This window comes from Anthropogastromicrobium sp., from assembly GCF_037349415.1.
Taxonomy (GTDB): Bacteria; Bacillota; Clostridia; order Lachnospirales; family Lachnospiraceae; genus Anthropogastromicrobium; species Anthropogastromicrobium aceti.
In genome coordinates, this window is record NZ_JAXWCK010000036.1 from 1 (window position 1) to 14,642 (window position 14,642).

A 14,642-nucleotide genomic window follows, 5' to 3' on the forward strand; every position below is an offset into this window, starting at 1 on the left:
ACGATACAAAAATTTATTATTTTTTATTGTCCTCTTGACGGGGAGCATACCAAAATATCACATTCTCAAGGGGGTTGATATTCTTATTTTGTATCTTTAAAAATCAGATTAGTTTCCCATCTGCTTAGCAACTTCTGCTGCGAAATCCTCTTCCTTCTTCTGCATACCTTCACCGGTCTCGAAACGAACGAACTTCTTAACAGCAACCTTTGCGTTGTTCTCCTTAGCTACCTGAGCTACGTATGCGCTTACGCTCTGCTTTCCATCCTCAGCCTTTACGTAGGTCTGATCCATCAGACAGATCTCCTTAAGCTCCTTGTTGATACGTCCGTTGATCATGCCATCGATAACCTTCTGTGGCTTCTGGGACTCCTTCGGATCGTTCATGATCTGAGCTAACAGGATCTCCTTCTCTCTGGAGATGTAATCAGCGTCAACCTCTGCTCTGGTGGTGTACTGTGGCTTTAATGCTGCTGCCTGCATAGCAACGTTCTTTGCCATTTCCTTAATTGCATCGTTAACAACGTCAGTCTCAACGTCTACTAAAACGCCGATCTTTCCGCCTGCATGGATGTAGGAAACAACGATACCGTTCTCCTCGCTAACCTTTGCAAAACGACGGATGTTCATGTTCTCACCGATGATAGAAATCATGGAAGACAGCTTCTCCTTAACGGTCATGGATGGATCTAATGCCCACTTCTCAGCCATGAATCCTTCGATATCCTCTGCCTGAGTATTAACTGCCTGAGCAGCAACCTCTGCAACGTAGGTCTGGAACTTCTCATTCTTTGCAACGAAGTCAGTCTCAGCGTTAACCTCAACTACAACTGCATGCTTCTCATCCTCAGAGATGCAAGTAGCAACAATACCCTCAGCTGCAATACGTCCAGCCTTCTTCTGAGCACCAGCTAATCCCTTCTCACGCAGGAAATCTACAGCCTTGTCCATATCACCTTCTGTTGCAGTCAGTGCCTTCTTGCAATCCATCATTCCTGCGCCGGTCATCTCACGCAGCTCTTTTACCATACTTGCTGTAATAGCCATCTTAATCTTCCTCCAAATAGTTGTGTACAGTATTGATACTTAACTTAGTTAATAAAAACAATAACGATTCAGAAGCCGCAGTCCGCCGCCCCTGAATCGCTATTTCCGACTTGATTACTCAGCGTCAGCTACTACGGTCTCGATATCAGCTGCTGCATCAGTAGTGTCAGCTGCCAGCATCTCCTCGCCAGCCTCTGCAACCTCATCAACTTCCTCAGCCTCGCCCTGCTTAGCCTCGATAACAGCATCTGCCATCTTAGAAGCGATCAGCTTTACAGCTCTGATAGCATCATCGTTACCCGGAATTACATAATCCAGCTCTTCTGGATCACAGTTGGTATCAGCGATACCGATCAGCGGAATACCCAGAGTGTGAGCTTCCTGAACACAGATCTTTTCCTTCTTAGGATCAACTACGAAGATTGCATCCGGGATACCTGGCATATCCTTGATACCGCCAAGGTTCTTCTCAAGCTTCTCCCACTCCTTCTTCAGCTCGATAACTTCCTTCTTTGGCAGTACATCAAAAGTACCGTCCTCAGACATGGTCTCGATCTGACGAAGACGAGCGATTCTGCTCTGGATGGTCTTGAAGTTGGTAAGCATACCACCAAGCCATCTCTGGTTTACATAATACATACCACATCTCTGTGCCTCAGTTGCTACTGCATCCTGTGCCTGCTTCTTGGTTCCTACGAAAAGGATGTTTCCGCCCTCTGCAGCAATGTCGAAGATAGCCTTGTAAGCTTCGTCAACCTTGCCTACAGACTTCTGCAGGTCGATGATGTAGATACCGTTTCTCTCGGTATAGATGTATGGAGCCATCTTAGGGTTCCATCTTCTGGTCTGATGTCCAAAATGAACACCAGCTTCAAGCAGCTGCTTCATAGAAATAACGCTCATGTTTTTACTCTCCTTTGGTTTGTCTTCCGTATGCCATACGTACAGGCAACTGCTTGCGCAGCACCAAACCTGCCAACCGCATACGTGTTTTTTAAATTTTTAAGCCCTACAATCATATCATGGAAAAAATACAATTGCAAGGCTTTTTTTGTTTTTTCTTCTATTTTTTTTCGTTTTTATGCATTCGTACCTGATGTATTCTCTGCGCTAACCTTAACCTTAGCCAACTCATCAAATACAACATCATTAAGAACCTTGATGTAAGTTCCCTTCATACCGGATGATCTGGACTCGATAACACCGGCACTCTCAAACTTACGCAGTGCATTTACAATTACAGAACGTGTAATTCCGATGCGGTCTGCAATCTTGCTTGCAACAAGAACACCTTCGTTTCCGTCGAGTTCACGGAAAATGTGAACAATTGCCTCTAACTCAGAGTAGCTAAGTGTACTGATAGCAGATTTTACGATCTGCTTCTTTCTATTTTCTTCTGCGCTCTCTTCGTTTACAGAACGAAGCATCTCCAGTCCTACTACAGTGGTGCCATACTCACTTAAGATGATATCATCAATGCCGTATCCTGTGTGCTCTCTGTAGATAAACAGTGTACCAAGTCTCTCACCTGCGATTTCTATTGGTGTTACAATTGCCTGGTATTTCTCACCGTTTTCCTGAGAGAATCCAAGTGTAGCCAAATTGACATTCTCTTTTGTGGAAAGTACGCTTAACAGACGCTCGTTGAGCATATGATCCGCAAATGATCCGATGTTGTTTTCCATCAGCTCATTAATTACATCCACATCCTTCCAGACACTGAAACCTAAAACCTTACCCTTCTTGCTGAGTACCAGAATATTGGATTCCAGAATCTCACTTAATACCTCACAGATATCATTAAAGACAACTTTGCTGGTATTGTTGTTATGCAAAAGTTTGTTGATTTTTCTTGTTTTATCTAGCAACTGCACGCTCATATTGGGTTCCTCCAATGCAATTTATTCTTTGTACAGTATCATATCACAAAATGAATAATTTTACAAGAATATTTCGCAGTTTTGTCAGATTTATTCCTCCGACTTTGCAATATAGCCGCACGCAGCGTCAGAACAGCACTCTCTGTTTCCCTTTTTGATCATATAAGAGCCACATTTCGGGCAGTTATGTCCAGTCGGACGATTCCATGACATAAAATCGCAATCTGGTGCACCCTCACAGCCATAGTACACACGACCCTTTTTCGTCTTTCGGATGACAAGATCTTTGCCGCATTTCGGGCAGGCTACGCCAATCTTTTCAAGATATGGCTTTGTATTTCGACAGTCAGGAAATCCCGGACACGCCAAAAACTTTCCATGAGGACCATACTTAATAACCATCTGTCTTCCGCACAGCTCACAAAATTCATCTGACAGCTGATCCTCGATCTTAACGCTCTCAAGCTCTCTGTTTGCAGCTTCTACTGCCTCATGAAGATCTGGATAGAAGTTTCTAACAATGCTCTTCCACTCAACCATGCCCTCGCCAACCATATCAAGCAAAGACTCCATATTGGCTGTAAACTCAGCATCTACAATGATTGGGAAGGATTTCATCATAATGTTGTTTACGACCTGACCAAGCTCCGTCACATACAGATTTTTCTTTTCCTTTGTGATGTAGTGACGTGCAAGAATGGTAGTAATTGTCGGTGCATAAGTAGAAGGACGTCCTATTCCCTTTTCCTCAAGCATACGAACAAGTGTTGCCTCTGTAAAGTGAGCCGGAGGCTGTGTAAAATGCTGCTGCGTCTCTTTTTCACTCACAGAAAGCTCCATGCCCTCACTAAGATGATCAACAGCTGGTGCGCTCGCCGCTTTTTCTTCACCGTCATTATAAATACTCATAAAGCCGTCAAATGAAAGCTTTGAACTTACTGCTGAAAACTCATATCCGCCTGATTCAAGCTGTACATGATTCATCATATAAACGGCATCTGCCATTCGGCTTGCAGTAAATCGTCTCCAAATCAGCTGGTACAAACGGAACTGATCGCGTGAAAGAGATTCCTTTACGCGAACTGGCTCCCTTGTGATATCTGTAGGACGAATACCTTCATGCGCATCCTGAATATGACCTTTGGCAGCCTCTTCTTTTTTTGCCTGCGTCAAATATTTTTCGCCATACGTTTTTTCAATATATGCTCTTGCTGCTGTATCAGCCTCTGCTGCGATACGTGTGGAATCAGTTCTCAGATACGTAATTAAACCTATAGTACCTTCACCCTCAATTGAAACACCCTCGTACAGCTGCTGTGCGATACGCATCGTTTTTTGTGTTGAAAAATTCAGCTGATTTGCAGCTTCCTGCTGCAGCGTACTTGTAGTAAATGGCATTGGTGCCTTCTTTTTTCTTTCTTTATGCGCCAATTCCTTTACAACAAATTTGTCGCTCTCCACTGCCTTTACAATTTCATTTAGCTGAGTTTCATTTTCAATTGTAAGCTTTTTGGAATCTTTTCCGTAAAATTGTGCCTTTAATGGCTTTTTAGAACCTGGCACGTCAAGCAAAACATCTAAACTCCAATATTCCTTTGGAATAAATGCCTCGATTGCTGCCTCTCTGTCACAGATAAGTCTAAGTGCAACAGACTGGACTCTTCCTGCACTAAGACCTCTTTTTACCTTTGCCCAAAGTACAGGACTGATCTCATATCCAACCATACGGTCTAAGATACGTCTTGTCTGCTGTGCATCAACCAGATTCATATTAATCGCACGCGGCTCCTTTAAAGATGCCTTTACTGCATTTTTTGTAATCTCATTAAAAGTGATTCTTTTAATCTGGTCATCTTCCAGCTTCAATGCCTTCGACAGATGCCATGAGATTGCCTCTCCCTCGCGGTCAGGGTCCGTTGCTAGATAAATCTTTTCAGCCTTTTTTGCTTCCTTACGAAGCTTCGCCAAAATATCCCCTTTTCCGCGGATTGTAATATACTTTGGTTCGTAATCATTTTCAACATCGAACCCTAACTGACTCTTGGGCAGATCCCTTACATGCCCATTAGAAGCCATAACCTGATAGTTAGCTCCTAAGAATTTTTTTATAGTGTTAACCTTCGCAGGTGACTCTACGATAACAAGATACTTCGCCATGCTTTCCTCCAGCAATGTACCATGCGTACATTTTTTCAATCGGAAATCACTATACACTCTTATTTTACGGATTGCAAGTCCTTTTTAGCCCTTTTTATTTTATTTCATATAAATTTTACGAATCTGACACATTAAATGTTCTTTTATAGCAGCCACCTGCTTCTTCGCTGATATAACCTTTTAGCTCCATCTGAAATAATGCACTGCATAAAGTTCCAGCCGGATATCCTGTTTTTTGCAAAAGATTTTCCATATGAACAGGTTCTCTTTCGATAAAGCGATACACATCCTGTTCAATTTCTGTCAAAGGCATCTTTTGTCTATGCATTTTTCTTGCTGCAGCTTCTAACTTAAAATCTGCAAGTATCTCCTGTGGTGATGACAACAGTACAGCACCATTTCTAATCAGCTCATGACAGCCTTCACTAAGATCTGAAAATATTGAACCTGGCACTGCATATACACTTCTGCCCTGCTCACCCGCAAATTCTGCCGTAATCAAAGAACCGCTCTTTTTTCGTGCCTCTATAATTATGACAGCATCACAAATGCCGCTTATAATTCTGTTTCTGCGCGGAAAAAGAACGGGAATACTGCGTGTTTTCGGACGCATCTCAGAAATCACGCCGCCTTGACGTATTAGCTTTTCATACAATCCAATATTTTCCCGTGGATAACATATATCAACGCCACCGCCTAGCACTGCATATGAACTGCCTGCCTCAAGCGCTGCCTTTTGGCTGCAGCAGTCAATGCCATATGCCATCCCGCTTACGATCTGTGCACCTGCCGCTGACAGCTCTCTTGCGATTTCCTCTGCACACTCCTTCCCATAGCTGCTGCACGCACGCGCTCCGACAATTGCAATTTTAGGAAAATCAGACTTTGGAAGATTCCCCTTCACAAAAAGCCCAATCGGACGGTCTGCCACTTCCTTTAAAAGTACCGGATACTCTTCATCCTCTATTGTAACAAAACGAATTCCTGACTGTGAAAGCTTTTCGTATTCCGCCTCTATTGTTTTTTCCATTGCGCAGGCTTCATGATAAATTCTTTGCTCCCTTGCAGTAAATCCCATTTGAACAAGCTTCTCATCGCTTTGTCCAAAAACCTCACTCGGACCGCCAGCCTCCTCAATTAAACGGCGCACCTTAATAGGTGTAATCATCTGAAGGCATGTACACCAGTAATATGCTTTTTTTCGCTCCATTTTACATATCCCCCCAATATTTTCGATCAATACTCCGATAGCTTATCGCCTCTGCCAAATGTGCTTCTTTAATCTGCTCACTTCCCTCAAGATCGGCAATTGTTCTTGAGACGCGCAAAATCCGATCTCTTGCACGAACACTAAGACCCATTGACTCAAATGCCTGACGAAGAAGTTCTTCTTTTTGCTGGTCAAGATTACAATATTTTGAAAGTCTTGATCCCTTAAGCTGAGAATTAAATAATATTCCCTCATCCTTATAGCGCATGCGCTGACGATTAATTGCCTCTGTGACACGTGCACGCATAGACGACGAATCCGCTCCCTTTTTTGCCTTTGACAAATCATCAAATTTTACTGCAAAGGCTTCAGTGCAAATATCAATACGATCAAGCATCGGACGCGAAATACGATCTCTATAACGTCTGATCTCACCCACACTGCATCGGCAGCGGCTTCTATCTGGAAAGTAACCGCATGGACACGGATTCATCGCTGCAACTAGCATAAATTCTGCCGGATAACTGCAGCTTCCATTGACACGGCTTATTGTGACCTTTCCATCTTCTAGCGGCTGCCTCATAATTTCTAGTGTATCACGCTTAAACTCTGCCAGCTCGTCTAAAAACAATACTCCATGGTGTGCCAGGCTGATCTCTCCTGGCTTTGGAAATCGCCCTCCTCCAGCAAGTGCAGTCGCCGAAATTGTGTGGTGCGGACTTCGAAACGGACGCTTTTTTATAAGTCCCTCCTTGTAGTCAAGAAGCCCCGCCACACTATAAATTTTTGTCACCTCAAGCTGCTCTTTATATGTCATTTCGGGCATAATTGTAGGTATTCTTTTTGCACTCATGCTCTTACCAGAACCTGGTTGTCCAATATATAAAAGGTTATGAAAACCTGCTGATGCCACCATCGCTGCACGCTTCATGCGTTCTTGTCCATAAAGCTCATCATAGTCAAGCGAATCGTCTTCTTTGTCAGAAGTCTCGTAAAGAACTGCCTGTCTGTTTTCTTCAAGCCGATCTGGATTATTTAACAGTTCCACAATTTCCTTTAACGTTTTCGTCCCGTAAACAACTGTCTCCTGCAGACAGGCAGCTTCCTTCGCATTTTCCTTCGGCACAACTGCCTTTTTTATCCCTGCCTTCTGTCCGCATTCTGCCAGTACAAGCGTGCCGTTTACAGGACGTATTTTCCCGTCAAGACCCAACTCTCCAATAAATATTTTATTTTCCAATTCGTCCATGCGCACAAAGCCTGCAGCAGCAAGCACTGAAAGCGCAATAGGCAGATCAAAATAGTTGCCCTGCTTTCTTAAATCGGCAGGTGAAAGATTGACCGTGATATGGCTTGGCGGCAGTCGAAAGCCTGAATTTTTAAGTGCTGTTCGCACTCGTTCTCTTGCCTCCTTCACCTCTGCCCCAAGATAGCCTACCATATCAAACATTGGAAGTCCATCGCTGATATCTGCCTCCACACACACAAGAATACCCTCGATTCCATTTGTGGTTCCCGTATACACTTTTGCAACCATTGCTTTACCCTTTCCTGTTCATTTTAAATAATTTTTTTGTTTTTGAACGCACAAAGACAACCTGCCATATTTTGACAGATTGTCTTCTCTTAAGGTACCTTAGCTTTGGTTTGTCATTTTATGTAAATGCGCAAAACTATATTTTTCTTTTGTGTATAATCACTCCTGTTCGAAGTGTTCTTCGAGCCAAGAAAGAATATCCTCCTGAACCTGTTTTCTTTCTGTCTCATGAAGAAGCTCATGACGCATTCCCGGATAGAGCTTCATTGAAACATCATGTATCCCCGCCTTTTTATAACGGTCATACACGCGCGTCACTCCCTTTCCAAATTCGCCTATTGCATCATCCCTGCCTGACAAAAGAAGAATTGGCAGTCTCTTTGGAATTTTTGTTGTTCCTTTATTTTGAGCAAGTTTCATCAAAATTCGGAAGAAATCAAGATATGCACTTACAGTAAACTGAAAGCCGCAATATTCATCACCGTGATAACGATCCACCTCATCTTGATTGCTGCTTAACCAGCTTGTGCATTCCTTTTCAAAAAAATAGTGATCGTTACTGTCTAACATCAGATAATTAATAAGATCACTCCTGTAAAAATCACCGCGAAGCACACGTGTAAAGCCCGCCACTGCAAGACCAAACGCTACCTTTAGCTTTCCTGGATCTCCTGTTCCCATTAAAATTGCACCATCAATCTTAGAGCCATACTGTGTAATATACTGTCTGGATACAAATGATCCCATGCTGTGGCCAAGCAATACAATATGACTATCTGGATACTGCTTTCTAATGTAAGCTGTCACACGTGCAACATCTGTAACAAGACAGCGATCTCCATTTTTCTTGGCAAAAAAGCCAAACTGTGAGCTAGTCAGCGCACTTTTTCCATGACCAAGCGTATCATGGCCAATTGCGCCGATACCGTGCGCATTCAAGTATTGTGCCAGCTCCTCATAACGCCCCATATGTTCCACCATACCATGTGTCATCTGAACGATAAGACCTGGCTTTGGTTGGTCTTTTGGCATCCAGATATACAAATGCAGACGATCTCTTCTGCTGCTTGAATCAATATACTTTTCTTTCATTTTCCGTGCCTTTCTGTGTTTTACATCATCAAAAAGCTTCTTAACTTCTCAAGTGCACTCTTTTCAATGCGGCTAACATACGATCTTGAAATACCAAGCACACTTCCCACCTCTTTTTGTGTGTGAACGAGATGTCCGAAAAGTCCATAGCGAAGAACCACTACTCGCTTTTCTTTAGGAAGAAGCACCGTCTGGATTCCCCTGTGCAGACGACATATATCCTCCTTTTTGCAGTAATGCTCCGAGGCATCACATTCACCAGATTCAATCACATCAAAAAGATGAATCTCATTTCCTTCCTTATCCGTTCCTATTGGTTCATATAAGCTGACTTCACGGCTCATCTTTTTTTCTGCACGCAGCAGCATCAGTATCTCATTGTCAATACATTTTGCCGCATAGCTCGACAATCGGTTTCCCCTTGAAACATCAAAAGTGTTGACCGCCTTTATAAGACCAATCGTTCCGATTGACAACAGATCATCCGTCTCCTTATCTGTAAATGCATATTTTTTGATAATATGAGCCACTAGACGCATATTATGCTCAATCAAAAGAGTCCTCGCCTCAGATGATCCCTGATTCATCTGTCTAAGATACTCCTTTTCCTGTGCCGCCGTAAGAGGTTTCTTGAACGTCTCCAAGCAAAATCCCCCGCTATGCACCTTTCTATATCATATGCAGTGACTCATTATTTCGTGCTTTTTTACCTTGCTTATACAGTTACCGGAATCTCACTTTCAGCCTCTTCTTTAAATTCCATGATCTGCTCCGGTGCTGCCTGAGGCAGTTCTGCTACAGATGACACACCAAAGCAGCGTAAGAACTCTTCTGTCGTAGCAAATAATACAGGACGTCCTGGCGCATCAAGTCTTCCAATTTCTTCAATCAGATCATAATCCATAAGCTTTGCGATTGCATGGTCTGACTTCACACCTCGGATACGCTCAATTTCACCTCTTGTGACAGGCTGCTTGTACGCCACAATAGAGAGCGTTTCAAGCACTGAATCACTTAAAACCTGCTTTTGCGGTCTTGATGCAATGCGAATCAAATACTCATAATACTGCGGCTTTGTGCAAAGCTGAACACTATCTTCCAAAAAGACAAGCTGAATGCCTCTTTGCTTTTCACTGTACTCCTTTGCCATATCCTGTAATATCTGTTTTATTTCTTCTTGTGTAAGCTTAAGTGCCTCTGCTAACGTTTTGATTTCTACGCTTTTTCCCATTGTGAATAAAATACTTTCCAAAATGGGATAATAGTCGCGTTTTTCCATAATGCTGTTACTCCTGTTTCTATCTGGCACATGCCTGTCAGCTGCCATCTTTATTCATTTGTATAAGCAGTTAATCATACTGCTCCATATCTTCTCTTGTGATCGTCGTGGTACATTCCTCATTCCAGTCAAGATGAATATCCCTAAATGTTCCATCCTGCTTAACAGTAAGGCGTCCAATCTTGATTAACTCAAGACAAGCGAGAAACGTAACAACCACATCTGCCTTTGTATACTGCTTTTGAAGCAACCCTCGAAATGAAAAATGCTTCTTTTGCTGAGCATATTCATAAACAAGTGCCAACTTTTGCGACAAGCGCACCGGATCCTTTTCAATATTGCCAAATTTGCTTCTCACAGGATCAATCTTGTCCACCTGACGGCGCGTCACCATACGATAAATTTCCTGAAGACGCTCTAATGTAACTTTACTTAACATATCCTGCACATTAACAGGAGGCTCATATTTTGACACTTCATCTGGGATTGTGGGATCCTTGTAAAGCAGGCGTGACGCCAAAAGCTGTCTGCTTTTTAACTGCTCACCTAAACTTTTGTATGTTTTATATTCAACAAGACGAGTCACTAATTCTTCTCTTGGGTCAATCTCGTCGCCATTTTCATCCTTCTCAGCAGGAAGCAGAAGTCTGGACTTGATATCCAGAAGCGTCGCTGTCATGACAAGAAACTCGCTGACAATATCAAGATCCTCTTCCTCCATGGCATTGACATACTCCATATACTGATTTGTAATTTCAAAAATCGGAATATCGTATATGCTGACTTTATTTTTTTCAATCAAATGAAGGAGCAGATCAAGCGGCCCCTCAAATTTTTCCAGTTTGTATGATAACATCCGACACTCCTTTTCTATAGTTAGACAACATCAGTATAGCATACTATACAATGAAATTCAATGAGTTTTCCATGTTAAAACAACGAGCTGCGGCAAATTGTTAAGGCGCACATTTATACTGTGCGTGCCTAAACCTCCGCTGACTATGATATTTGTATTTTTCTGTGTCACATTTCCTCTTGCAAGAGGTGAGAAAAACTGCAGCTGCGGTGTCATCACTCCGCCAAGACCAGGGATTCTAATGGTACCTCCATGAAAATGGCCACTAAGTACCAAATCGGCACCCCAATCGGCATATGTCTTTGCAAAGGTTGGTGTGTGAGCAAGCAGTAGTTCAAAGTTTTTGTCTGAAGCTTTTCCAATTTTCTTATCTATATACCCGGCTGATAATGACGGAATACGCCCTTTTCGATAGCACTCCCGCGGCAGCGTGATGCCGCTTATACGCATCGCGGTACCATTTTTTATGATCTCTTCACTTTTATTAACAAGAACATGCATACCACTATCTTTAAGCACTTTCCAGTAGCTCTGCCACCAGCCAGGATACGTAAGCGGTTCTTCTTTCATGCGCTGCTCATGATTGCCAAATGCGTAATACACAGGATATCGCTTAACAAGTTTTCTATACAAATTTGCAAGCATATCAAAATGAGGTGCAGCCCACTCCTTTACTACAAGCATATCACCGCCAATTACAACAATATCAGGCTGTTCTTTTTCAATTGCCGCAAGCAGCTCTTCATTCTCCATGCCAAAGCTATTATCATGCAGATCAGAAAGAAAAACAGCCTTAAAGCCATTCCATTCCAAACCAAGCTTATCTGTTTTAATGTCATAGTGCACAATGTCGAGATGAGTTCGTTCATATTCTGAGCGGGCAAACGCAGCTGCACCCGTAAATGCAGCTGCTGTGCCTGCCATAATCCATTTGTTCATTTATATTTCCTTTCGTTCTTTTAATCAAATTGCGGCGGATTTATTTAAATAACTGCCATCCACTGCAGCACAATATTAAGCAGATAATCGAAAAATTTTGCCTCACGGACAGACTCTCCTGCGTAAATGCCAATGCTGCCAAGCTCTTTTCCATTCAGCCGGTACGTTACCGTACCGATCTGCTCTCCCTTTTCAATTGGTGCTGTAAGCTCATTTGTTGTGAGCATCTTTTCCATATTTGAAAAATCTTCACCTGACACAAACAGCCATGAAAATTTTTCCTTATATACAGCCGGAACCTGTTTATCTATTCCTCCCTTTACTAGTATAGGCATAAGTTCGGGAGGATTTTCATCCTGATACAGCTTACATGTTGTATAGCCAAATTGGAGCAGTGACTGTGCCTCAGTGAAGCGATCTTTATAGTTTGGACAGCCCATGATAACAGCTATTAACTCAACACCATCCTTATTTGCTGTCGCACATACACAATACTTTGCTTTATTTGTTGAACCTGTTTTTAAACCTGTCGTATATGGGTACTGCTTTAAAAGCTTATTGGTATTGGCAAGTCCAAATTCCTTGCTTCCCTGCATTGTTACATGGGTAATATTTTCCATCCAGATCGTCGTATATGATTTAATCTGAGGATAACGTGTTATCAGTTCCTGCGCCATAAGTGCGATATCACGTGCTGTTGTATAATGATTGTCTGAATCAGTTAACCCACAGCAGTCCTCGAAATGCGTATTTTCCATTCCAAGAGAGGCAGCACGCTCATTCATCATCTGAACAAAACTCGACTCGCTTCCTGCTATGTACTCTGCCATTGCAACGCTTGCATCATTTCCACTAGAAACCATAATGCATTTGATAAGTGTGTCAACTGTCTGCTTTTCTCCTTCTTCCAGATAGACTTGAGAGCCTCCCATTGATTTTGCATAGGCACTCGTAACAACCTCATCCTCAAGGGAAATCTTTCCCGCTTCAATAGCATCAAAAATCAAAATTGCCGTCATGATCTTTGTTATGCTCGCAGGGCTTCTTCTTTCATCGGGTGCTTTCTCGTATATAACGCTTTTTGTAGAGGCTTCCATCAAAATTGCAGATGGACAGGTAAGCAAAATCCCACCTGTCGTCTCATCTGCACAGGAAGGCTGCGGCAAGCCAAATGTAGTGCCAAAAATAATAAGGCATAAAAAAGCGATCCAAATTCGTTTTTTCACTGTTTGCTCCCACAGGATGTTCACTATCATTTTAATTCAAATTGAGTCAAAAGTATACCTTGATTTTTACATTTTCTATTCTTCTTTTGTTTTGTTCGTGCATAAAATTTCCTGTTTTATGCGCTGCTTTTCAAGCCACAGCTGCGAAATCATTTCTGCATTTTTTGCCGCTGCTGCAAGTGAAAAACAGACAATCACAGCCGCAATGATAATTATCATAAAAACAATCAGCCACATAGAAGATCTCCTTTCAAACATTTACACTTTTATAGTATACCTGAAACGATAATCTTTACACTTGACATTCCAAATCTTCCTATTTATAATTGTGAGTGTCTTTACTAGATGAGAAAAGAGGAATTACTATGAGTTTTAATTTTGTGAAAAAGCTTCCTACACCTGCCGAAATTCGTGAACAGTACCCGGTATCTGACGCGATTATACAGGTAAAAAAGGAACGTGATGAGATGATCCGCAAGGTATTTACCGGTGAGAGTGACAAATTTCTTGTCATTATCGGTCCTTGCTCTGCTGATAACGAAGATGCAGTTTTAGATTATGTTCACCGACTGGCACGCGTTCAGGAGAAGGTTTCTGACAAGCTGATTCTGATTCCGCGTATCTACACAAACAAGCCGCGTACTACTGGTGAAGGCTATAAGGGCATGGTTCACCAGCCAGACCCTGAGAAAAAACCGGATATGTTAGCCGGAATACTTGCAATACGTCATATGCACATGCGTGCTGTTGCTGAGACTGGTCTGACTGCTGCCGATGAGATGCTGTATCCAGAAAACTGGCGTTACCTGTCAGATATTCTTTCATATGTTGCTGTCGGTGCCCGTTCTGTTGAAAATCAGCAACATCGTCTGACAGTAAGCGGAATTGACATTCCTGCCGGTATGAAGAACCCGACAAGCGGTGATTTATCTGTTATGTTAAACTCCGTTGTTGCTGCACAGCATGGACATGACTTTATCTTCCGCGGCTGGGAAGTTCAGACAGATGGAAATCCATTAACTCATACTATTTTGCGCGGTGCTGTTGATAAATATGGAAAAACAATCCCGAACTATCACTATGAAGATCTTTATCGTCTGTACGAAATGTATCAGGAAAGAAATCTGCTTAATCCGGCATGTGTTGTTGATGCTAATCACTCTAACTCTGGAAAAAGACATATGGAGCAGATCCGTATCGTAAAAGAAGTTATGCACAGCCGTACTCACTCTAAGGAAATTGAAAATCTTGTAAAGGGCGTAATGATTGAAAGCTACATCGAAGCCGGCAGCCAAAAGATTGGTGAGCATATTTATGGCAAATCAATCACTGATCCATGTCTTGATTGGGACAGCTCCGAGCAGCTGATCTACACTATTGCAGAGCGCGTATAATACATACAAAAAAGTGCCAGCGTTT

Annotated in this window: 14 protein-coding genes; 1 reads left to right on the forward strand and 13 read right to left on the reverse strand. The window is 42.4% G+C overall.

Annotated features, from left to right (window positions below; all coding sequences use genetic code 11):
• Positions 1-108 precede the first annotated feature (108 nt).
• From tsf to WJP93_RS08190, 13 genes are all read right to left on the reverse strand, one after another.
• Positions 109-1,047, reverse strand: a complete 939-nt coding sequence (gene tsf, locus WJP93_RS08130) for a translation elongation factor Ts (RefSeq protein ID WP_337547700.1) — start codon at positions 1,045-1,047, stop codon at positions 109-111.
• A 114-nt stretch (positions 1,048-1,161) separates the two neighbouring features.
• Positions 1,162-1,950 carry a 30S ribosomal protein S2 gene (gene rpsB, locus WJP93_RS08135; RefSeq protein WP_066562452.1) on the reverse strand — a complete coding sequence of 263 codons (789 nt, stop codon included), beginning with the start codon at positions 1,948-1,950 and terminating at the stop codon, positions 1,162-1,164.
• Positions 1,951-2,126: 176 nt separating this feature from the next.
• On the reverse strand, positions 2,127-2,927 hold the full coding sequence (gene codY / locus WJP93_RS08140; RefSeq protein ID WP_118612039.1) for a GTP-sensing pleiotropic transcriptional regulator CodY: 801 nt from the start codon (positions 2,925-2,927) through the stop codon (positions 2,127-2,129).
• 90 nt (positions 2,928-3,017) lie between these two features.
• Positions 3,018-5,084, reverse strand: coding sequence for a type I DNA topoisomerase (gene topA / locus WJP93_RS08145; RefSeq protein WP_337547701.1), 2,067 nt, complete (start codon positions 5,082-5,084; stop codon positions 3,018-3,020).
• Positions 5,085-5,199: 115 nt separating this feature from the next.
• Complete coding sequence (gene dprA / locus WJP93_RS08150; RefSeq protein WP_337547702.1) at positions 5,200-6,294, reverse strand: DNA-processing protein DprA; 1,095 nt, start codon at positions 6,292-6,294, stop codon at positions 5,200-5,202.
• 1 nt (position 6,295) lies between these two features.
• Complete coding sequence (locus WJP93_RS08155) at positions 6,296-7,831, reverse strand: YifB family Mg chelatase-like AAA ATPase (protein WP_118612037.1); 1,536 nt, start codon at positions 7,829-7,831, stop codon at positions 6,296-6,298.
• A gap of 159 nt (positions 7,832-7,990) precedes the next feature.
• A complete protein-coding gene (locus WJP93_RS08160; protein WP_337547703.1) occupies positions 7,991-8,923 on the reverse strand; it encodes an alpha/beta hydrolase in 933 nt (310 codons plus the stop codon).
• Between the two features lie 20 nt (positions 8,924-8,943).
• Positions 8,944-9,567 (reverse strand): RNA polymerase sporulation sigma factor SigK, encoded by a 624-nt coding sequence (gene sigK, locus WJP93_RS08165; protein ID WP_066562464.1) that lies wholly within the window; start codon positions 9,565-9,567, stop codon positions 8,944-8,946.
• Positions 9,568-9,638: 71 nt separating this feature from the next.
• Entirely contained in the window at positions 9,639-10,202 is a 564-nt protein-coding gene (gene scpB / locus WJP93_RS08170; protein ID WP_066562466.1) for an SMC-Scp complex subunit ScpB, read from the reverse strand.
• A gap of 70 nt (positions 10,203-10,272) precedes the next feature.
• Complete coding sequence (locus tag WJP93_RS08175; RefSeq protein ID WP_337547705.1) at positions 10,273-11,058, reverse strand: segregation/condensation protein A; 786 nt, start codon at positions 11,056-11,058, stop codon at positions 10,273-10,275.
• A gap of 57 nt (positions 11,059-11,115) precedes the next feature.
• Positions 11,116-11,997 (reverse strand): metallophosphoesterase, encoded by an 882-nt coding sequence (locus tag WJP93_RS08180; protein WP_227101564.1) that lies wholly within the window; start codon positions 11,995-11,997, stop codon positions 11,116-11,118.
• 44 nt (positions 11,998-12,041) lie between these two features.
• Complete coding sequence (locus WJP93_RS08185) at positions 12,042-13,163, reverse strand: D-alanyl-D-alanine carboxypeptidase family protein (RefSeq protein WP_337547796.1); 1,122 nt, start codon at positions 13,161-13,163, stop codon at positions 12,042-12,044.
• A gap of 135 nt (positions 13,164-13,298) precedes the next feature.
• Positions 13,299-13,460, reverse strand: coding sequence for a hypothetical protein (locus tag WJP93_RS08190; protein WP_227101566.1), 162 nt, complete (start codon positions 13,458-13,460; stop codon positions 13,299-13,301).
• A 128-nt stretch (positions 13,461-13,588) separates the two neighbouring features.
• On the opposite strand from WJP93_RS08190, the gene WJP93_RS08195 reads away from it, so the two are divergent.
• Entirely contained in the window at positions 13,589-14,617 is a 1,029-nt protein-coding gene (locus WJP93_RS08195; protein WP_227101567.1) for a 3-deoxy-7-phosphoheptulonate synthase, read from the forward strand.
• Positions 14,618-14,642 lie beyond the last annotated feature (25 nt).

Excerpts from the sequence above, each read along its gene's own strand:
- tsf (WP_337547700.1), bottom strand. The coding sequence starts at position 1,047 with ATGGCTATTACAGCAAGTATGGTAAAAGAGCTGCGTGAGATGACCGGC.
- rpsB (WP_066562452.1), bottom strand. The coding sequence starts at position 1,950 with ATGAGCGTTATTTCTATGAAGCAGCTGCTTGAAGCTGGTGTTCATTTT.
- codY (WP_118612039.1), bottom strand. The coding sequence starts at position 2,927 with ATGAGCGTGCAGTTGCTAGATAAAACAAGAAAAATCAACAAACTTTTG.
- topA (WP_337547701.1), bottom strand. The coding sequence starts at position 5,084 with ATGGCGAAGTATCTTGTTATCGTAGAGTCACCTGCGAAGGTTAACACT.
- dprA (WP_337547702.1), bottom strand. The coding sequence starts at position 6,294 with ATGGAGCGAAAAAAAGCATATTACTGGTGTACATGCCTTCAGATGATT.
- WJP93_RS08155 (WP_118612037.1), bottom strand. The coding sequence starts at position 7,831 with ATGGTTGCAAAAGTGTATACGGGAACCACAAATGGAATCGAGGGTATT.
- WJP93_RS08160 (WP_337547703.1), bottom strand. The coding sequence starts at position 8,923 with ATGAAAGAAAAGTATATTGATTCAAGCAGCAGAAGAGATCGTCTGCAT.
- scpB (WP_066562466.1), bottom strand. The coding sequence starts at position 10,202 with ATGGAAAAACGCGACTATTATCCCATTTTGGAAAGTATTTTATTCACA.
- WJP93_RS08175 (WP_337547705.1), bottom strand. The coding sequence starts at position 11,058 with ATGTTATCATACAAACTGGAAAAATTTGAGGGGCCGCTTGATCTGCTC.
- WJP93_RS08180 (WP_227101564.1), bottom strand. The coding sequence starts at position 11,997 with ATGAACAAATGGATTATGGCAGGCACAGCAGCTGCATTTACGGGTGCA.
- WJP93_RS08190 (WP_227101566.1), bottom strand. The coding sequence starts at position 13,460 with ATGTGGCTGATTGTTTTTATGATAATTATCATTGCGGCTGTGATTGTC.
- WJP93_RS08195 (WP_227101567.1), top strand. The coding sequence starts at position 13,589 with ATGAGTTTTAATTTTGTGAAAAAGCTTCCTACACCTGCCGAAATTCGT.